Origin of the sequence: Flavobacterium sp. ZE23DGlu08, assembly GCF_030505335.1 — a bacterium.
GTDB lineage: Bacteria > Bacteroidota > Bacteroidia > Flavobacteriales > Flavobacteriaceae > Flavobacterium > Flavobacterium algoritolerans.
In genome coordinates this window covers 3,424,131-3,445,181 of sequence record NZ_CP130045.1, presented here as the reverse complement: position 1 = coordinate 3,445,181, position 21,051 = coordinate 3,424,131, and the positions used below count along the sequence as shown (strand labels likewise).

21 protein-coding genes are annotated in these 21,051 nt (G+C 32.4%); 9 read left to right on the top strand and 12 right to left on the bottom strand.

The genetic code is table 11. The features are described from left to right. The first annotated feature begins 128 nt into the window (after positions 1-128). From Q1W72_RS15040 to Q1W72_RS15005, 8 genes are all read left to right on the top strand, one after another. Positions 129-1,094: a Gfo/Idh/MocA family protein gene (locus tag Q1W72_RS15040; RefSeq protein ID WP_099715113.1), complete on the top strand. Its 966-nt coding sequence runs from the start codon at positions 129-131 to the stop codon at positions 1,092-1,094. An 82-nt stretch (positions 1,095-1,176) separates the two neighbouring features. Continuing rightward, positions 1,177-2,064, top strand: coding sequence for a 3-hydroxyacyl-CoA dehydrogenase family protein (locus tag Q1W72_RS15035; RefSeq protein ID WP_099715112.1), 888 nt, complete (start codon positions 1,177-1,179; stop codon positions 2,062-2,064). A 79-nt stretch (positions 2,065-2,143) separates the two neighbouring features. Then, positions 2,144-3,364 carry a DUF1015 domain-containing protein gene (locus Q1W72_RS15030; protein ID WP_302136141.1) on the top strand — a complete coding sequence of 407 codons (1,221 nt, stop codon included), beginning with the start codon at positions 2,144-2,146 and terminating at the stop codon, positions 3,362-3,364. 33 nt (positions 3,365-3,397) lie between these two features. Beyond that, on the top strand, positions 3,398-4,048 hold the full coding sequence (locus tag Q1W72_RS15025) for a YggS family pyridoxal phosphate-dependent enzyme (RefSeq protein WP_121342350.1): 651 nt from the start codon (positions 3,398-3,400) through the stop codon (positions 4,046-4,048). 79 nt (positions 4,049-4,127) lie between these two features. Further along, on the top strand, positions 4,128-5,489 hold the full coding sequence (locus Q1W72_RS15020; protein WP_099715109.1) for an exonuclease domain-containing protein: 1,362 nt from the start codon (positions 4,128-4,130) through the stop codon (positions 5,487-5,489). Between the two features lie 27 nt (positions 5,490-5,516). Then, positions 5,517-6,350: an ion transporter gene (locus Q1W72_RS15015; protein WP_302136135.1), complete on the top strand. Its 834-nt coding sequence runs from the start codon at positions 5,517-5,519 to the stop codon at positions 6,348-6,350. Between the two features lie 168 nt (positions 6,351-6,518). Further along, the gene (gene miaA, locus Q1W72_RS15010) at positions 6,519-7,436 is read left to right on the top strand and encodes a tRNA (adenosine(37)-N6)-dimethylallyltransferase MiaA (protein ID WP_302136133.1); all 918 of its coding nucleotides are present in this window, start codon (positions 6,519-6,521) and stop codon (positions 7,434-7,436) included. Positions 7,437-7,488: 52 nt separating this feature from the next. Next, on the top strand, positions 7,489-8,229 hold the full coding sequence (locus tag Q1W72_RS15005) for an acyl-[acyl-carrier-protein] thioesterase (protein ID WP_302136131.1): 741 nt from the start codon (positions 7,489-7,491) through the stop codon (positions 8,227-8,229). Between the two features lie 52 nt (positions 8,230-8,281). Here Q1W72_RS15005 and Q1W72_RS15000 read toward each other — a convergent pair whose 3' ends face one another. The 12 genes from Q1W72_RS15000 to Q1W72_RS14945 form a co-directional block, all read right to left on the bottom strand. Then, complete coding sequence (locus Q1W72_RS15000; protein ID WP_099715105.1) at positions 8,282-8,998, bottom strand: response regulator transcription factor; 717 nt, start codon at positions 8,996-8,998, stop codon at positions 8,282-8,284. 3 nt (positions 8,999-9,001) lie between these two features. After that, positions 9,002-10,585 carry a sensor histidine kinase KdpD gene (locus Q1W72_RS14995; protein ID WP_099715104.1) on the bottom strand — a complete coding sequence of 528 codons (1,584 nt, stop codon included), beginning with the start codon at positions 10,583-10,585 and terminating at the stop codon, positions 9,002-9,004. 59 nt (positions 10,586-10,644) lie between these two features. Further along, a complete protein-coding gene (gene coaE / locus Q1W72_RS14990) occupies positions 10,645-11,241 on the bottom strand; it encodes a dephospho-CoA kinase (RefSeq protein ID WP_302136127.1) in 597 nt (198 codons plus the stop codon). A gap of 1 nt (position 11,242) precedes the next feature. Then, complete coding sequence (locus tag Q1W72_RS14985; protein ID WP_302136126.1) at positions 11,243-12,244, bottom strand: glycosyltransferase family 2 protein; 1,002 nt, start codon at positions 12,242-12,244, stop codon at positions 11,243-11,245. 128 nt (positions 12,245-12,372) lie between these two features. Beyond that, positions 12,373-13,563 (bottom strand): enoyl-ACP reductase FabV, encoded by a 1,191-nt coding sequence (gene fabV, locus Q1W72_RS14980; protein ID WP_302136124.1) that lies wholly within the window; start codon positions 13,561-13,563, stop codon positions 12,373-12,375. Between the two features lie 94 nt (positions 13,564-13,657). Then, positions 13,658-15,310 (bottom strand): DNA repair protein RecN, encoded by a 1,653-nt coding sequence (gene recN, locus Q1W72_RS14975; protein ID WP_302136122.1) that lies wholly within the window; start codon positions 15,308-15,310, stop codon positions 13,658-13,660. 54 nt (positions 15,311-15,364) lie between these two features. Beyond that, a complete protein-coding gene (locus tag Q1W72_RS14970; protein ID WP_302136120.1) occupies positions 15,365-16,249 on the bottom strand; it encodes a DUF4835 family protein in 885 nt (294 codons plus the stop codon). A 72-nt stretch (positions 16,250-16,321) separates the two neighbouring features. Next, complete coding sequence (coaBC, locus tag Q1W72_RS14965; RefSeq protein ID WP_302136117.1) at positions 16,322-17,533, bottom strand: bifunctional phosphopantothenoylcysteine decarboxylase/phosphopantothenate--cysteine ligase CoaBC; 1,212 nt, start codon at positions 17,531-17,533, stop codon at positions 16,322-16,324. An 8-nt stretch (positions 17,534-17,541) separates the two neighbouring features. Then, on the bottom strand, positions 17,542-17,859 hold the full coding sequence (locus Q1W72_RS14960) for a DNA-directed RNA polymerase subunit omega (RefSeq protein WP_026709525.1): 318 nt from the start codon (positions 17,857-17,859) through the stop codon (positions 17,542-17,544). A 4-nt stretch (positions 17,860-17,863) separates the two neighbouring features. Next, the gene (locus Q1W72_RS14955; protein ID WP_099716309.1) at positions 17,864-18,658 is read right to left on the bottom strand and encodes an outer membrane protein assembly factor BamD; all 795 of its coding nucleotides are present in this window, start codon (positions 18,656-18,658) and stop codon (positions 17,864-17,866) included. A 128-nt stretch (positions 18,659-18,786) separates the two neighbouring features. Next, on the bottom strand, positions 18,787-19,674 hold the full coding sequence (gene dapA / locus Q1W72_RS14950) for a 4-hydroxy-tetrahydrodipicolinate synthase (protein ID WP_302136106.1): 888 nt from the start codon (positions 19,672-19,674) through the stop codon (positions 18,787-18,789). Between the two features lie 7 nt (positions 19,675-19,681). Further along, entirely contained in the window at positions 19,682-20,200 is a 519-nt protein-coding gene (locus Q1W72_RS14945) for a hypothetical protein (protein ID WP_099715096.1), read from the bottom strand. A gap of 47 nt (positions 20,201-20,247) precedes the next feature. Between Q1W72_RS14945 and Q1W72_RS14940 the strand changes: the two genes are divergently transcribed. Beyond that, complete coding sequence (locus Q1W72_RS14940; protein ID WP_302136104.1) at positions 20,248-21,027, top strand: 5'-nucleotidase C-terminal domain-containing protein; 780 nt, start codon at positions 20,248-20,250, stop codon at positions 21,025-21,027. Positions 21,028-21,051 lie beyond the last annotated feature (24 nt).

Here is a 21,051-nt window from a genome sequence, read left to right as displayed (position 1 = left end):
TTGGTAAAAATAGAAAAGAATTTCTGAATTCAAATGTTGGATTTTAAATTTTAAATTAACTGAATAATTGTCCCACATCAATAATAGATTAATCATTTTATTGCTATTTTTGTAAAAATTACATCGTTATGCTGAAAATTGGAGTATTAGGTGCTGGTCATCTAGGAAAAATACATTTGCGTTTATTACAACAATCTGATAAATATGAATTAGTTGGTTTTTATGACCCAAATCAAGAGAATGCCGAGAAGGTTTCTAAAGAATTTGGATATAAACATTTTAGCACAATTGCAACTCTTATTCATGCAGTTGATGTAATTGACATTGTAACACCAACTCTTTCTCACTACAAATGTGCTAAAGTAGCCATCAAATCCGGCAAGCATGTTTTTATTGAAAAACCCATTTCAAATACGGTTGAAGAAGCCGAAGAAATTATCGCTTTGGCAAAAGAGTACAATGTAAAAGGTCAAGTTGGACATGTGGAGCGTTTCAATCCAGCGTTCATTGCTACCAAAAACATGATTGAAAACCCTATGTTTATTGAAACCCATCGTCTTGCTGAATTCAATCCTCGTGGAACCGATGTTCCTGTAGTATTGGATTTGATGATTCATGATATTGATGCTATTTTGAGCGTTGTAAAATCAAAAGTAAAAAACATCAATGCCAGTGGCGTTTCTGTTATCAGTGATACACCGGATATTGCCAATGCAAGAATAGAATTCGAAAACGGTTGTGTTGCCAATTTAACGGCGAGCCGAATTTCGATGAAAAATATGCGTAAATCTCGTTTTTTCCAGAAAGACGCTTACATTTCAGTGGATTTCTTGGAAAAGAAATGTGAAGTGGTAAAAATGAAAGATGCACCTGAAGTTCCCGGCGATTTCGATATGATTTTACAAAATGCCGAAGGTGTAAAAAAACAAATCTATTTCTCTAATCCAGAGGTAGAACAAAACAACGCAATTCTTGATGAATTAGAATCATTTGCAGATGCTATAATCAATGATACAGAACCTGTTGTAACATTGGAACAGGCTACAGAGGCGCTAAGAGTGGCGTATCAAATTATAAATTGTTTTAAAAAGTAAATAAAATTTGTTTAAAGTTTAAGGTTTAAAGTTGCTCGAGAGAACTTTAAACTTTAAACTTTTAAACTTTAAAATAAAAAATATGAAAACAATAGCCGTAATCGGAGCAGGAACAATGGGGAATGGAATTGCCCACACCTTTGCACAAAGTGGTTTTACCGTAAAATTAATAGATGTTTCAGAGAAATCTTTGGATAAAGGAATGGCAACTATCGCTGCAAATTTAGACCGAATGATTGCAAAAGGGAGCATTACCCAAGAAGATAAAGCAAAAACGATTACTAATATTATAACGTATACGGATATCAAAGATGGTGTTGTAGGTGTAGATTTAGTGGTTGAAGCTGCAACTGAAAATGTTGAATTGAAATTAAATATCTTCAAACAATTAAACGAGGCTTGTTCTCATAATACGATTTTAGCAACCAATACTTCTTCGATTTCAATTACTCAAATTGGAGCAGTTGTGGCGCATCCGGAACGCGTTATCGGTATGCATTTTATGAATCCGGTGCCAATTATGAAATTGGTGGAAATCATCCGCGGTTATAATACTTCTGACGAAGTAACAAAAATCATCATGAATCTTTCTGAGAAATTAGGAAAAACTCCTGTTGAAGTAAACGATTATCCTGGTTTTGTTGCCAATAGAATTTTGATGCCAATGATTAACGAAGCTATCGAAACATTATACAATAAAGTGGCCGGTGTTTATGAAATTGACACAGTTATGAAACTTGGAATGGGTCACCCAATGGGACCTTTGCAATTAGCAGATTTTATTGGTCTTGACGTATGTTTAGCCATTTTAAATGTAATGTACGACGGTTTCAAAAATCCAAAATATGCTCCTTGCCCATTATTGGTAAATATGGTTCGTGCAGGAAAAATGGGTGTAAAATCCGGTGAAGGTTTCTACGATTATTCTGAAAGCAAAAAAGCAGAGAAAATTTCTAAACAATTTATATAGTCTCTATGTTTAAAAGTCGAGAGTCTGAAGTTAATTACTTTAAACTCTCGACTTTTGGCTTTTGACTTTTGACATAATTATGGCTAAAATAGTTCCTTTCAAAGCAGTTCGTCCTACTCGTGATAAGGTTTGCCTTGTTACTTGCCGTTCTTATGAAGAATATGTAAATGCTGAATTAGCGGCGCAATTGGATTTCAATCCGTTATCTTTTTTGCATATTCTAAAACCCGCTTATACCAATCAGGAAAGCGTTTCTTTTGAAAAAAGATACCGACAAGTACATCAAAAATACGAGGATTTCAAAAATGAAATCATTTTAGTAAAAGATAAAAAACCTGCTATTTATATTCATAAGATTGTTACCAAAACACATTCATTCACAGGGATTATTGCGGGGACAAGTGTAGCAGATTATTGTAATAATATCATCAAAAAACATGAAGATATTATTGCTTTCAGAGTTCGATTACTCAAAGACTACATGAAATATTCAGAGTTTAATACGGAACCGGTTTTAATGACCTATCCTGATAATAAAACAATTGAAAACTGGATTTTTAATTGTACCCAAAAATTAGCTGATTTTGAATTTTCAACCACAAAAAAAGAGATTCATTATTTGTGGAAAATTGAAGATGCATTAGAAATTAATTGGTTGCAAAATATATTTGAAAAAACAAATAATCTTTACATTGCTGACGGTCATCATCGTACTGAAGCACTGAAATTATTATCAGAGGAAAATGATGACCCAGAAAACACTGCTAAAAATCACATTCTGAGCTATTTGATTTCCGAAAATAATGTCAAAATATATGAATTCAATCGTTTAGTAAAAGATTTAAACGGTTTTTCAAAAGAAGATTTCTTAAAGGAGTTAGAAAAGAATTTTATACTTGAAAATAAATTTCAGCAACCTTTTCAGCCTTGTCAAAAACATCAATTCGGAATGTATCTGGACAATGAATTTTATAGCTTAATTTTACGAAAAGAAAATGAAGTTTTCCAGACAGCTTTGGATAGTCTAGACACACAAATTTTATACAAAAAAGTATTGTTGCCTATTCTAGCCATCGAGGATTTACGCAATGATGAGCGAATAGAATACCTTTCAGGAAAACAATCTGTATTGGAAGTAAAGAACAAAATTGATCAAGGAGAATTTGAAATCGGTTTTATACTATTCCCCTCAAACATTGGAGAAATAAAAGCCTTGGCCGATGCCAATCTAATAATGCCTCCAAAAAGTACATATATTGAGCCAAAATTTAGAAGCGGATTAGTCGTTTATGAACTTTAGGTTTTAGTAACGCTTTAAAATCAAAATATTAAAATGTCAATAAAAAATAATTTACTCCAAATAAAATCCACTTTACCGGAACATGTAACCTTGGTTGCGGTTTCAAAAACTAAACCAGTTTCGGATTTAATGGAAGCCTATGAAGCCGGTCAACGCATTTTTGGAGAAAACAAAATCCAGGAAATGTCCGAAAAATGGGAACAAATGCCCAAAGACATTCAATGGCACATGATAGGTCACGTTCAAACAAATAAAGTCAAATTTATGGCACAATTTGTGAGCTTGATTCATGGCGTCGATAGTTTGAAATTACTACAGGAAATCAACAAACAAGCACTAAAACACAACAGAATTATTGATTGTTTATTACAAATGCATATTGCCGAAGAAGAAACTAAATTTGGTCTTGACGAGCAAGAACTGGCTTCACTCCTATCCTCAAGTGAATTCGAGGAAATGAAAAATATTCGAATTGTTGGACTAATGGGAATGGCAACTTTTACAGACAATAAAGATCAAATCAAGAAAGAATTCTCTCATTTGAAATCGATTTTTGATCAACTCACAATTCATAATTCACAATTTACCATTCTTTCTATGGGAATGTCCGGCGATTATCAACTTGCAATTGAATGCGGAAGCACCATGGTTCGAATTGGAAGTAGTATCTTTGGAGGAAGATAATTTGATTTTTGATTTCAGATTAACGATTTTTAATTTCAGATGTTTCGTAACTTGAGACATTAAACATTAAACAAAAAATTTGTACGCAATACTAGACATAGAAACCACTGGAGGACAATTCAACGAAGAAGGTATCACTGAAATCGCTATCTATAAATTTGATGGTCATGAGGTGGTGGATCAATTTATCAGTTTGGTAAATCCTGAAATTCCAATTCAGCCATTTGTAGTGAAACTTACTGGTATTAATAACGCCATGCTGCAATCGGCACCCAAGTTTTTTGAAGTTGCGAAACGCATCATTGAAATGACAAACGACTGTGTTATTGTAGCCCATAATGCCTCTTTTGATTACAGAATACTACGAACTGAATTCAGACGATTAGGGTATGATTTTGAAGCCAGAACACTTTGTACGGTTGAATTATCAAAAAAACTATTGCCTGAGCAACCTTCCCATAGTTTAGGGAAATTGGTCCGTGCTCTTGGAATCCCAATGGCAGATAGGCACAGAGCCAGTGGTGATGCTTTGGCTACAGTGAAATTATTTAAAATTCTTTTAGAAAAAGATTTAGAAAAAGAAATTGTAAAAGATTTTATAAAGCTTGAAATCGAAAAAGGAATCGCTCCAAAATTACTGGATATTGTTTCTAGTTTACCCGCTAAAACAGGCATCTATTACATTCACAATGAAAAAGGAAATCTGATCTATATTGGCAAAAGCCGAAACATAAAAAAACGTGTCAATCAGCATTTTACGGGAACTTCCACAAAATGCAAGAAAATACAAGCCCAAGTTTTCACGGTAACCTATGATGAAACCGGAAGTGAATTGATTGCTTTATTGAAAGAAAGTGAAGAAATAAAAATCAACAAACCCATACATAACAGAGCGCAGCGAAAAAGTATTTTCCAATTGGCTTTATACGCAGAAAAAGATAAAAATGGATATCTCAACCTAAAACTTCAAAAAGCGGATGGTAGAAAGAAAGAAATCACCTCATTTACTTCTTTACAAGAAGGCAAAAATGCGTTGTTCAGAATAACTTCTCATTATAATTTGTGCCAAAAACTTACCGGTTTATATGTTTCTAAAACAAACTGCTTTCAGTACAGCATAAAAGAATGTGACGGGGCTTGCATTGGCGAGGTTTCTGCCGAAGAATATAACGCAAGAGTTCAGGGATTTATAGATAAAAACAGTTTCGAAAATCAAAATATGGTATTGGTTGACCGAGGAAGAACTATCAATGAACGCAGTGCTGTTTTGATTGAAAACGGAATCTATAAAGGCTATGCTTTCTATGACTTAAATTATCAAATCAACAACATCGAAATTCTTAAAAACATCATCATCCCGATGCAAAACAATAGGGATGTACGCAATATTATTCAAGGTCATGTTCGAAAAAGCAAAACGTTGAAAATCGTAAAATTCTAATCGCATGCTAATAATTACAACATAATTATGCAAAGATTAAAGTCAAAATTTGACACTTTTAGACATAGAACTAATGTCGTAATTTACGGTACTAATACCGCTTCAGGAAGATTATTTGACCTTATTCTTTTAGGCGTTATTCTATTGAGTGTCATCATAGTTATGCTCGAAACGGTCAAAGGTTTTGATACAAAATACCATTATGAACTCATAGTATTAGAATGGATTATAACCATTTTCTTCACCTTAGAATACCTTCTTAGAATTATATCGATCAAAAAGCCATTGAAATACATTTTCAGTTTCTATGGTATAATTGATTTGATAGCAACATTACCCATGTATTTCTCTTTGTTTATTGTTGGAACCAGCGTTTTAACCGTTGTCAGAGCTTTACGATTGTTGCGATTATTTAAGATTTTAAAACATCCAAAATTCTCAAGTCAATCCACTCATCTAAAAGAAGCCTTGATTGCCAGCCGAGGAAAAATACTTATTTTCATTTATTTCATGTTAATCAGCAGCATCCTCATAGGTTCTATAATGTATATTGTCGAAGGAAAAGAGGGCGGTTTCACCAGTATTCCCATCAGTATTTATTGGACCATCGTGACACTCACAACAGTAGGATATGGAGATATTTCGCCCATAACCCCGCTAGGTCAGGCCATTGCTTCGATAGTAATGATAATGGGTTACGGAATCATTGCCGTTCCTACAGGAATTGTTTCTGCTGAATTTGCAAACAATAATCGCAAAAAACCAACAGAAGAAAGAATTGATCCGTGTGCTAATTGTGGTACCGAGGGACATGAACATAATGCAAAATACTGCTATCATTGCGGTAAGGATTTAAAATAATATTAATTTGAAGCAATTCCAGCTGTACACTTTAACTCCTCGTTATTCCAGTTGTTTTTCTAAGGCATAAAAGGAGCTTATCCCGAGACTTCGGGAGTCGCTCTTTTACACCAAGAAAAACTAACTTTCATAACTCCGGGGTTTTCGTTTCCATCTGGGCTAAAAAACATGAAATACTTAATCACCATTATCGGACCCACAGCCATAGGCAAAACTTCCCTGAGTATTGTATTAGCTAATTATTTTAAATGTGATATTATTTCCTGTGACAGCCGGCAGTTTTTCAAGGAAATGACCATTGGAACAGCTGTACCAAACAAAGCCGAATTAGCAGCGGCTACCCATCATTTTATACAAAACAAATCCGTATTCGAAAATTATACTGTTGGTGATTTCGAGAAAGAGGCTATTGCTAAACTTGACGAATTATTTTTGACCAATGATTACGCCATTTTAGTTGGTGGTTCCGGATTGTATGTTGATGCAATTTTAAAAGGTTTTGATGAATTTCCAGAAATAGACACTTCAGTCCGAACTGAAATAAATACGAATTATGAAAAACTGGGAATTGGATATTTGCAACAAAAACTCGAAGTTTTAGATCCAGATTATTATAAAAGCTTGACTATCGAAAATCCACAAACCTTGCAAAATCCTCAACGAATGATGCGTTTCGTAGAAGTGTGTATTGGTGCCGGGAAACCGTATTCTTCTTTTTTAAACCTGAAAAAAAACAGTCGAAACTTCACTCCTATTTTAATTGGTCTGGAAGCCGACAGAAAAATCATTTACAACCGAATCAATCAACGCGTTGATATTATGATGAATGAAGGACTTCAGGCTGAAGCAAAAAAATTATTCCCAAATAAAGATTTGAATGCACTGCAAACCGTTGGTTACAGAGAATTATTCAGCTATTTTGACAGAGAAATTTCATTGGAATTTGCCATCGAAGAAATAAAGAAAAACACGCGACGATTTTCAAAACGTCAATTGACTTGGTTCAAAAGAAATGAAAATACGAAATGGTTTGATTTTGAAACTCCGTATGAAACTATTGTGGATTACATCAATTCAAAAAAATAAAACAATACATCTTATATCTAAGAATACAAATTCATAATTCATAATTATTTATATGCCTATCTCTCCAAATTTCACTTCAGTTTTAAGCAAAGATTGGGAAATCAATTTTACACAATGCGCACCAAATGGATTTTTAAAATACACTGATTTGTGTAATATCTTGCAGTTAACTGCTGCTGCACATTCAGAAACTGGTGGCATTAGTTTTACTGATATGCAGGAGTTCGACCAAGCATGGGTTTTGAGCAGAATGCGTGTTGAAGTCACTAAATTACCAAAATGGGGAGATACTGTAACCGTAAAAACATGGATCAATTCCTTAGAAAACTCACGTTCAGTACGAGCACTTGAAATGCACGTAAATGGAGAAAAAATTGTGGGTTCTGAGACTTTCTGGGCTGTATTTAACACTAAAAAACGTCGTCCGGAAGGATTGGCTTTGCCGTTTGAACATTTTGAATTATATCCCGAAAAAAGAGCTACGCTAGAGGGTTTTTCTAAAATCAATTTCAATCATGAGAAAGAAATAGTTTTCGAAAAAAGTGTGTTTTTATCTGATTTAGACATTGTGAATCATGTCAATAATGTCAAATATCTGGAATGGTGCTTGGATTTGGTAGATGAACAATTAATCCTGAAACAAAAAATTGAAAGTTTTGAAATGAATTTCTTAAAGGAATTATCACTAAAAGATAAAGTGATTATTCATGAAAGTATTTCTGAGAGCGAAACAGTTTTTAGCATTACAAAAGATGATAAGACGAGTTTTGCTTTACAATTGAACTGGAAATAGAACACCTACTTTTGCTACAAAAAAAAGCCTCAATTTCTTGAGGCTTATCTATTTATTCTGCTACTTTATTCTTAACCACTAATCTGAATCCTTCTCCGTGGATATTTAAAATTTCTACATCCTCATCAAGTTTCAAATATTTTCTCAACTTAGCGATGTACACATCCATACTTCTTGAAGTAAAATAGTTATCATCTCTCCAAATTTTTGTCAAGGCCAATTCTCTTGGCATCAAGTCATTTTCGTGAAGAATCAACATTTTCAATAATTCATTCTCTTTCGGAGATAACTTTATTGGTTCATCATTATTAAAAGTTAAAAAACGAAGTTTTGAATTCAAATGAAATTTACCAATATTAAATTCAAATTGTACTTGTTCTGCTTTAGTATCCGATGATTTTCTTTGGATTATTGCCTTGATTTTCATCAACAATACTTCAGAATCAAAAGGTTTATTCAAGTAATCGTCAGCACCTGCTTTATACCCTTTCAACACATCTTCTTTCATAGATTTTGCTGTCAAGAATATAATTGGCACTTCATTATTTTTTTCTCTGATTTCTTTTGCCAAAGTATAACCATCTTTGTAAGGCATCATTACATCCAGAATACATAAATCATAAGTATCCTTTTTGAATTTTTCGAATCCTTCCATTCCGTTTTTGGCTAAAGTAACATCAAAATCATTTAGCATTAAATAATCTTTTAAAACTGCACCAAAATTAAGGTCATCTTCGACTAGAAGTATTTTTTTATTTACATTTTCCATATTCTAATTTATTAATGGTAATTTTATTATGAAGGTACTCCCTTTTCCCTTTTCACTTTCAACATATACTTGACCGTTATGGTCGTCAACAATTCTTTTTACGTAAGCTAATCCTAAACCGTGCCCTTTAACATTATGAATGTCTCCGGTATGTTCTCTATAGAATTTTTCGAAAATTCTTTTTTGAGCTATTTTACTCATTCCCAAACCACTATCTTTCACTTTAATAATGACCATATCTTTGATATTTTCAGTGAAAATTTCAATTTCAGGAACATTAGGCGAGTATTTTATCGCGTTTTCTAAAATATTCACAATGACATTGGTAAAATGAACATCATTGATTAAAACTGTGGTTCTAATGGCTTTAAAATGGCACGTAATTGTTCCTTGCCTGTCTTCTAAAATCAAATTCACATGATCTATTGCATCTTCAATAATTTCATGAATATTATTTGATTCCTTAGTAATATCTAATTCTTTCTTTTCTAATTTAGAAATTCGAAGCACATTTTCTACTTGTGCATGCATGCGTTTATTTTCATCCTTAATCATTTGAAGGTATCGCAAAACCTTCTCTTTGTCATCTATTATTTTTGGATTTCTAATCGCATCCAAAGCTAAATTGATAGTTGCAATTGGCGTTTTAAATTCATGTGTCATATTATTAATGAAATCATTTTTGATTTCAGAAATTTGACGTTGACGAATTAATTGATTCAATGCACTTGTATAGGCAATTAAAATAATCAGCGTAAAAACAATAGAAAGAACAGTTATACTAACGAGTTCTGACAATAAAAATTTCTTTTTGAGCGGAAATGTAACCAGCAATTGGTATTTACTATTTCCTTCATTATCAGTAAAAATAGGAATTGAATACGTTGCTTCTTTATCATATTTAAAGGCATTTGATTTAATTTTGGTCGCTAAATTATTGCTGTAAATACCAAACTCAAATCTTGTTTCAATACCATATTCTCCTAATTCTTTTTTAATCAGTTTCTGTAAAACATCACTGGTAACGCGTTCTTCGAGCGGCATTGCAGACAAAACATCCTTCGCGGAAATTTCAAAAAGAGCGTCATCCAAAATATCAAGATTACCTGATTTTTCAATTCTAACATCAGGAATCAAACTTTGACTCACTCCTGATTTATCCATCGAATTATTATTATAAACTTCAGTTACCCTTTTGGAACTAAAGCTTTTAAATTTTTCACTATCAAATTTTTTATCAAAGAACGTTGGTGAAATATTATAATCTTCAGAAATTATACTGTTAGAATATATAATTGTTTTATTTGTTCTTGGATTTTTTTGAACATAATAAAACTCTAATATATCATCCTTTTCAGGCACTTTTCCGGTACTGTCTTTATAATGATTTATTTTATCATAAAAACTATATGTTTCTTGCTTTTGAATCTTATCTGCCACATTACCAATTACTTGCTTAACATGGAATTTAAACTGCTCATCATTGTTTTTGAATGAAGTATTAAACCAATACACTTGAACAAGAATTATCCCTATTAAGGACAGGCTCATCAATAAAACAAGTAATCTAAAAAAAAGTTTATTCATCGAAACAAATTTAGTATTTTAACAATATATTAAATAATAGATTAACCAAACATTAACACCTATACCACATTTTGTTTAATCTTTAAAATTTTAAGAATTTTAACAACTTCTAATTTTGTAGTTTCCATAGAAGTATTTTCTATGATGAAATCGCTTTTTGAGATACGTTGTTCATCAGTCCATTGTGCATTTATTCTTTTCAAAACAAGTTCGCGTGTCGTTTTATCACGTTCAACAACTCTCTTGATCCTTGATTCTATTGGTGCTGTGACAGTTATAATCAAATCACAGTTTTTATAACTTCCACTTTCAAATAAAATTGCAGCTTCGTAAATAACATAAGGAGCTGTAGTATGTTGTAAAAGCCATTGCTCAAAATGTTTTTTTACAGCAGGATGAACAATATTGTTAAGTTTTTCTAATTTTTCGGGGTTATTAAAAACAATTTTGGCTAATTCTTCTCTGTTCAACTTCTCATTTTCAAAGACTTCATCCCCAAATACGTTTTTAATAGCGCTAATAATCTCTACAGATTGCATGATTTTTCTGGCTTCGTCATCAGCAATGTACACTGGAATGCCAAATGATTTAAAATAATTTGCAATGGTGGTTTTCCCACTTCCGATACCGCCAGTTAAACCAATTATTTTTGTCATATTAAACTTTGAAAAATAATTCAGGGAAAGCTTCTTGAGGCTTTTGCTTCAAAATGATAATTTTAAAAAAGGATACAATAAAACCAGTTCCGTAACCGTAAAATTGTTTCCAAACAGCTATCAATGATAAATACCCTATTTTTAAGCTTTTATTTTGATAAGAAGACACCAAAAACAGTACCAAAAAGTAAGCAAAATACAATTGAAGCAGTAAATCAAAATTAAAAATCAACATCAATAAAAAGGAAATAAAAAATCCAATTATAAATACCGAAGGAAAGAAAAAAGTAAGCTTATTGTATTTAGGATACCAACTATTTAGAATTGGTCGTGCTTTTCCAAATTTATTTACCTGAATAGAAAACTTATCCCAATCAATTCTTCTCTTGTGATATACAAATGCATTAGGAAACAGTTTAGTCTCAAAACCTAAATTCCACAGTCTAATTGACAAATCTGGATCTTCACCGGGATGAATATTTCCAAAACCTTTTGATGCTTCAAAAGCTTTACGAGACAATCCCATATTAAAACTTCTTGGCTGAAACTTATCTATTTTTTCAGAACCACCTCTGATTCCTCCCGTGGTCAAAAAAGAAGTCATCGCAAAATTAATTGCTTTTTGTATATCCGAAAAACTGTCTAAAGCCTTATCTGGCCCACCAAAACAATCTACATAATTCTGTTTTAAAGCTTTATCAACCTCTGATAAATATTCTTTTGGAATAATACAATCCGAATCGAAAATGATAAAATAATCACCTCTGGCTTTTTTCATTCCGTAATTTCTGGAATCCCCAGGCCCAGAATTTTCTTTGTAGTAGTATGAAATATCCAATCTGTCACCATATTTTTGAGCTACATCTTTGCAAACTATGGAAGAGCCATCTTCAATAAGAACAATTTCAAAAATTTCGTTAAACGTTGAATGAGACAAGCTCTCTAAAAGTTCATCAACTTCATCCGGGCGATTGTAAACTGGTATAATTAGGGAAAATAACATAAATTATGACTGTGGTATTAAAGATCTTTTTTAGGCTCAAAAAATTTTAACAAATATAATCTTTATCCATAAAAAAACCATCAACTATTAATTGATGGTTTTATAAATATTTAATTTAGTAATTGGGATTAAGCAATACTTTCGATGTTTACCAGTTCGTTAGCATCTGCTTTATAATCTACTCCTGCTACGTCAAAGCCAAATAGATTGTAAAAATCTTTTCTGTAACCTTCTAAATCCCCTATTTCAGATAAATTTTCAGTTACAGCTTCAATCCATAATTTAGCTACTTTCTCTTGAACATCAGGACGCATTTCTAAATCGTCAATACGGATTCTTCCTTTTTCATCAACTGGAACTTCATTTCCAGTATATAATCTTTCTTGGTACAAACGTTGAATTTGTTCGATGCACCCTTCGTGAATTCCTTCTTCTTTCATTATTTTATACAACAAAGAAATATACAATGGAATAACCGGAATGGCCGAACTTGCTTGTGTAACCAATGCTTTATTTACCGAAACGAATGCTTTACCATCAATAGCAGCTAAACTGTCAGTGATAGCAAATGCTGTCGCTTCAAGATGATCTTTAGCACGACCAATTGTACCTTTTCTATAAACGGCTTCAGTCAATGATGGCCCAATATAAGAATAAGCAACAGTTGTAGCCCCTGGAGCCAGTAGATTTTGAGCTTTTAAAGCATCAATCCACATCGCCCAATCTTCACCACCCATTACGGCAATAGTATTTTCAATATCGTCACCACTACAAGGCTCAATTGAAATTTCTGAAACTTTACCAGAATGGAAATCAACTGTTTTATTGGTAAAAGTTCCTCCGATAGGTTTCAATACTGAGCGATGCAAAACTCCAGTAACCGGATGCATACGAACAGGAGAAGCCAAACTGTAGATTACTAAGTCTACTTGCCCTAAATCAGCTTTTATAAGATCTAATGTTTGTTGCTTTACTTCATTTGAAAACGCATCTCCATTGATACTTTTTGCATATAAACCCGCTTTATGCGCTTCAGTTTCAAAAGCTGCAGAATTATACCAACCTGGAGAAGCTGTTTTACCTTCTGTTGGAGGTTTTTCAAAAAATACACCAATAGTTCCTGCATCAGAACCAAAAGCACTTGTAATTCTTGAAGCCAAACCAAATCCGGTTGAAGCTCCAATTACCAAAACTTTTTTAGCCCCGTTTATAGGTCCTTTTGATTTAATATATTCTATTTGATTTTTAACATTTTGTTCGCATCCTTTTGGGTGAGATGTCGTACAAATAAATCCTCTCATTCTAGGTTCTATAATCATATTCTTGGTTATTCGTTTTTTATTTATTCGTGTAATCGTTTTATCGCTGCTGCAAAAGACTTGCTTTTAAAGGAAACAAATATAAAGTAAAAAATTAGTTCAGCAAGGCTTTAGCATGATTTAAGGCCGAATCAGAAACAACAGTTCCAGATAACATTTGAGCAATTTCAACCAGTCTTTCCTCTCCATTTAACAACTTCAATTCAGACAGTGTGTCTTCGCCAACAGTTGATTTAAACACTTTGAAATGTGCATTTCCTTTTGCTGCAATTTGAGGTAAATGGGTAATGGCAAAAATTTGCATTTCCTGACTCATCTCTTTCATGATTTCCCCCATCCTAATGGCGATTTCTCCGGAAACACCAGTATCAATTTCATCAAAAATTAAGGTTGGTAATTTTGAATATTGTGCCAATATCGCCTTAACAGCAAGCATAATCCTTGACATTTCTCCACCGGAAGCCACTTTTTTCAATAAACCAAAATCAGTTCCTTTATTAGCCGAGAATAAAAACTGAAGCTCATCTTTTCCATTTTGAAAATAAGTTTCAGTAGTAGTAATGTCAATATTAAAGCGAACATTTGGCATTCCCAAAGTTTCTAAAATGGTAATCAACTTTCGAGATAAAACTGGAATCGAATCTAATCTATTCGTATGAATTGTAGTCGAAAAAGCATCTAATTCAACTGTTTTTTGTTCGATAGAAATCGTCAGTGCCGCAATTTCTTCTTCCATATTGCCTAAAGCTAAAACTGAATTTTCCAGATTAGCTTGAATTTCCAGTAATTCCTCCACAGAGGAAACCTGATGTTTCTTTTGCAAATTAAAAATCACTTGCAATTTTTGACTGATTAAATCCAATTGCTCCGGATCATTAATCAGTTTCTCTGAACAGCGATTCATTTCATCTGAAATATCATCAAACTCAATTGTTAAGCTTGAAATTCTCTCTAACAAAGAATGATATTCCGTCGAAAAAGACGCGATTTTTTGCAATGAAGCCTTAATTTCATTCAAATTATGCATGACACCTATTTGCTCTTCATTGGCAATAGCCAAAGATTTATCAATAGATTCTTTTATAATCTCAACGTTATTCAACTTCTCAAAATCAGCCTCAAGAGATTCTTGCTCGCCAGCTTTTAATTGAGCAGCAACTAATTCATCTAATAAAAAAGTATTGTATTCTTGCTCTTTCTTAGATTCGCTTTGTCTTTTCAACAGCGAATTTAATTTGGATTTATCCGATTTATAACTTTTTAAAAGAGATTGATATTCCTGAATTGTTTCTTTATTATTGGCAATTGCATCAATAATTTCGAACTGTACAGTTTCATCCGAAAGTTCTTGAGTTTGCTGTTGCGAATGAATATCTATCAAGAATAAGCTCAATTCCTGCAATTCCTGAAGATTCACAGGACTGTCATTTATAAAAGCCCTAGATTTTCCCGAAGGAAGAATTTCTCGTCTAATTATGGTGTCATTTTCATAATCTAAATCATTTTCTTCAAAAAAAGGAAGCAAATTATATTTAGAAATTTCGAAATGAGCTTCAATGACACACTTTTCTTCTTTATTTTTCAAAGAAGTTAAGTCGGCTCTTTTTCCTAAAACCAAACCTATTGCGCCTAATATTATCGATTTTCCAGCTCCGGTTTCTCCTGTAATTATTGAAAATCCTTTTGAAAAATCAATAGACAATTTTTCTATTAAGGCATAGTTTTTTATCGAAAGTGACGTTATCATTTACTATATTATTTTGTGATGTAAGGCTGAATGAAACTAAAAATTGAAAATCAATTAATATTTCATCAGCATCCATTTACTTGAATTCAAAGGAGAAATTTTATTCAGATTATCGACTAAATCTGAGATTGTAATACTAGGTCCGCCAGAAAATATAGAAACTATTTCATCTGATTTAGCATCGAAAAAAACGCGGGTTAAAAATGCGTTGGGTCTCGAGGCATTTAGTTTACTCAAATCGATTAATGATCCTTTTATTTTTTCTTTAGATGCTTTTAAATCCTGGTTCATTACATCTAAACCAGTATGATAATCAAGCATAGTTTGACGTATTTGTTTGAATGCCGGGGATAAAATATCATTTATCAAAAAGTAGCGATTTTGGTTTCCATCAGCTTGACTCCATCCTTTAGAACCGCCTTGTTGAGCGACATTCGAGATGTTTTGAGCTGTTTCAAAATAAGAATTTCCCGATTCAGAAACAAAAGTATCTGCATCCATTCCTAAAATCATATAACTGTAAAAAGCCAAAACTGAAACTAAATTAGAATCGAATGTAGTTGGGTTAAAAATTAGATTTTCAAACTCAGTATATCTAAAATTAAAGTCTTTATCGTTATAATTTAATACTGGAGAGGAATAAGAAGAATTAAAAATAGGTCTTGAAGATTGCACTTGAATAGTTGCAGTAAATTGGTCTGAATTGTTTGAAGAAACTGTAATATACATCGAACAATTAATTTTTTCATTCTGCTTTACAGCTTGTCCGGTCCAATCCGTTTTATTTACAAACTCACTTATTGAAGTTTGCAATGTTTTAAAAACCTGCTGATTTGTAACACTTAATTTTTGTGAATCAACCGTTACCGTACAGTTTAATTGTTGCGCTTGTGTAAGCCCAAAAGTAAAAAGCAGAAAAAAAATAATTATTTTATTCATCTGTAGATTTGTATTGTTTCTTAACGGTTAACAATAATTCAAAAATTGCATTTGTATTACAAATCCGTTACCCTATTTCATAAAATGTACTTTCACCTTTACTAGAATATCATCAGCAACAGCTTCTTTCGATTTCAATTCCATTGGTTCAATATTGAAATACTTATCAATAAAGGTAACTTTATTCGTTGCTTTACCAAAACCAGCACCTTGATCTTGAAGCGAATTTAAAACAATCAAATCTAAGTTTTTTTTCTGAATTTTCAAGGTCGCATTTTCAATTTCATTTTCTGTTTCTAAAGCAAAACCTATCAAAAACTGATTTTTCTTTTGTTCACCCAAAGAAGCTAAAATATCCTTCGTTTTTTCGAGTTCTATTGTAAAATCATCAGCCGCTTTTTTTATTTTTTGATGCGCAACATTCTTGGGTTTATAATCTGCAACGGCCGCAGCTGCAATCGCAACATCCACATCAGCATAAAACTGATGACAAGCCACATACATTTCTTCTGCAGACACAACATTAATCACATTTATCAATGGATTTGAAACTTTACAATTTGTAGGTCCCGAAACCAAAATCACCGAAGCACCTAGATTTGCAGCGCTAATCGCTATATCAAAACCCATTTTCCCCGAAGAATGATTTCCTATAAAACGCACAGGATCTATTGCTTCGTATGTGGGACCGGCAGTAATTAATATTTTTTTTCCTTTAAGAGGCAATTTACTGTTTAAATCTGCTTCCAGAAAAGCGATAATGTTTTCAGGTTCCGCCATTCTTCCTTCACCGGATAATCCGCTTGCCAATTCACCGCTTTCCGCAGGAATTATGACATTACCAAATTGAGTCAGAGAAGAGAAATTAGCAATAGTAGAAGGATGTTTGTACATGTCTAAATCCATTGCAGGAGCAAAATATACTGGACATTTTGCAGATAAATAAGCCGCAATCAGAAGATTATCACAAGTACCATTTGTCATTTTAGACAAAGTATTTGCAGTTGCTGGAGCAATAACCATCAAATCAGCCCAAAGTGCTAATTCAACATGATTATTCCATTTTTCATTCTCGTCGTCTTGATTATAAAAACTGGAATGAACAGGATTTTTGGATAACGTTGATAACGTAAGAGGAGTTACAAAATCCTTAGAAGCAGGTGTCATTATCACTTGGACATGTGCACCTGCTTTTATGAAAAGTCGTACTAATGTGGCTGTTTTATAGGCTGCAATTCCACCAGAAACTCCAAGTAGAATTTTCTTACCGCTTAAAACTGACATAGTAACTATTATTTATTTGAATCTCTGTGGTAGATTTTTCCGTCTAACCATTCTTGAACTGCTAAAGCGTGTGGCTTAGGTAGTTTTTCGTAAAATTTTGAAACCTCAATTTGCTCTTTGTTTTCAAAAACTTCTTCAAGACTGTCATTATATGTAGCAAATTCTTCCAATTTCTCAGTCAATTCTTTTTTAATTTCAGAATTGATTTGGTTTGCTCTTTTAGCCATAATGGTTATCGCTTCATACACATTACCAGTAGGTTCTTCAATAACAGTTTTGTTGTATGTTATTGTATTTACTGGAGCATTCGTCTTCTTTAAATCCATGACTTTATTTATTAAATTGTTGTAAATCTTTGTCTATTCGAGCTAACATTTCGTTTGCTACTTGCTTGTATTTAGTATCCGCTTTAAATTTAATCAAGTTCAATTGAGCGGCTTTTGCAACATTCAATCGGTCTTCCATTTTTGATGGAATACTATTAATTGCCAATTGATAGGCTGAATCTAACTTGTAATATAAAGCATCTTCTTTGAATGGAGTTCCCGGATAATCTGCTACAAAATTGTCTAAAGCAACAATTGCTGATTTATAATCCGAAATCGTATTGTATCCTTTAGCATTCTCGAAAACCTTTTGTTCTATTTTCTCGCTCAAAACTTTTACAGTTGCATTTGCTTCTGCCAAGTACTGAGAATTAGGATTATTATCAATAAATGTTTGTAACTTATCTAATGCTTTAGTAGTATCCGTTTGATCTAAACTGTAAACTGGCGATAACATAGAATAGCTTTTTGCTCCCAAATAAGCTGCTTCTTCCAGTTTTTCACTTTTTGGATATCCTGAAACAAAACTCTCAAATTGATATCCTGCCAAGTAATATTGTTTTGTTTTGTAATACGATTGAGCAAACATATAAAACAATTTTTCAGCTTGAGGTTTCCCTCTGTACGCTGGAGCAATTTGTTCAAAAATACGAATCGCTTTAGAATATTTCTCTGCGTCGTATAATTTAGTGGCCATTTCAAATTTAACAGCGACATCTTCGGTTTTTAATGCTTTTTGGTATTCACTACAAGAACTGAATAAAGCTACAAGAAGCAATAGAGATATTATTTTTTTCATTTTTTTACTTTTTTTATGATTTCTTGGTTGAAACAACCCATAAAATCATACCGAAGTTTCGGTGGCAAATTTAGTTATTAATTTAGCGACTTCAAAATATATTTTTTGTTTAAAAAAAGACTCTTTTTTTATCCTTGTTTATTGACTTTTTTGACAAATTGATCAATTCTTTCTGCTAATGAATCATCTACTTTTACTAATGGTAAACGTACTGTGTTTTCTGAAATTCCCAGTGATAGAAACACTTGTTTGATTCCTGCTGGATTTCCTTGTTCAAAAATCATATCAATACAATTTGCTAAAAGGTATTGTGATTTGAATGCTTCGTCCACTTTACGATTCAACCCTAATCGAATCATTTCAGAAAATTCTTTAGGAAAACCTTGTCCAATTACAGATATAACACCTGATCCTCCTGCTAAAACCATTGGCAAAGCGATCATATCATCCCCAGAAATTACCAGAAAATCTTTTGGTTTATCTTTCAGCAATTGCATCGCTTGAACAATATCACCGGCAGCTTCTTTTATGGCTACGACATTTTCAAAATCATTAGCCAAACGGATAACGGTTGAAGGCAACATATTGCTGGCTGTTCTTCCTGGAACATTATATAAAATAACCGGAATTGGAGATGCTTCGGCTACAGCTTTAAAATGTTGGTAAATACCTTCTTGTGTAGGTTTATTATAATACGGAGAAACCGATAATATTGCTGTAAATGCAGACAAATCTCTTGTTTTCAACTCTTCTACTACTCTTAAAGTATTGTTTCCTCCTACTCCAAGCACCAATGGCAAACTTCCATTATTAGCTTCGATTACGGTACTAATAACTAATTCTTTTTCGTCTGGAGACAATGTTGCATTTTCGGCAGTTGTACCCAAGACTACAAGATATTCAATTCCTCCGTCGATTGAAAAATTCACAATTCTTTTTAATGCTTCGGTGTCAATTGAAAAATCTTCTTTAAACGGGGTTACAAGAGCAACACCAGTACCTATTAATGATTGCATATTAGATTTATATTTTGTTTAATATTTTTAAATATTTGAATAGCTCACTTACAAAAAGTGTATAATTATCGACATCTGTTTTAATCATAAAATGATTTAGTCTTTTGTCTATTGATGAAAAACCAACTTTAAATTGCGCTTTTGAAATATGAGTGATTTTTAATAAAATTGCTTTTTCTATGTCGTAATAACTGATTAACAAATCAAATTTTTCAGTGACAAAATCATTTACTTCCGAAGAAGAAATTTCTCCATTCCAATTTAAATCTCCTGAATTAAATACAGGATATGTTCGCTCTACTGTTTTTTTAAGTTTATCTCTGTATACAATTGTTGTTATATTTTCTGGTGCAATTCCGTTTGCTATGAGCTGTTGAATTAATAATTCCGTTTCAGCAAAACGAGTGGCATCAACCAGTAAACCAATTGTTTTTACAACATTAACTGACTCAATATTTTTTAAATTTTGAAAGCTTTTTTTTAATGTTTTTTTTACAAAAAAATCCTTTATATAATTCAAAAACATATTACTTTTACTTGATTACAAAATTAATTAATTAAGTCGCATTTAAAATGGTAAATCTAAAAAAGTATAACGATGTTTCTAAACTTTTTGTTATATTCTTAACATTTTTTTTTGTTGCTTCCTGCAGCAAACAAAATTACTACGTTACTAAGATAGAAGGCAAACGAATTCCTATCACCGAAAAGGAAATTCAAGTCCCTCAAATTGAAAATTTTATCAAACCTTACAGAGAACACATCAATAAAGATTTAGACAGCGTTCTAGCGTATTGTCCGGAAACATTAGACAAAAGCACTGGGAAATGGCAAACTACAATTGGTAATTTGATGGCTGATGTTACCTTAATGAGAGGAAACACCGTGTTTCAAGCGAGAGAAAAAAAGAACATTGATATTTGTTTGCTCAATAGCGGGGGAATTCGTTCCATACTTCCAAAAGGAAATGTAACAGCACGAACGGCTTTTGAAATTATGCCTTTTGAAAATAGTTTGGTTGTAATTGCTTTAAAAGGTGAGCAAATTCTTGAAATGGTCGATTATTTTATCGCCGAAAAAAAACCACATCCTCTGGCTGGAATAACTTTTACCATTGACAAAAATAATCTTCCAAAAAACATATTAGTACAAGGGAAACCTGTTCAAAAAGAGACTATTTATTACGTAGGAACCAATGATTATTTGTCTAATGGTGGTGACAATATGAATTTCTTTAAAAAAGGGGTTCAGAAATTTGATTTAGACTATAAACTACGAAATATTCTTATTGATTATTTTAAAGAAGTAGATACAATTCCTGTGATAAATGATGTTAGAATTACGGTTGAATAAGTAATTTGAATAACAAAATAGTTT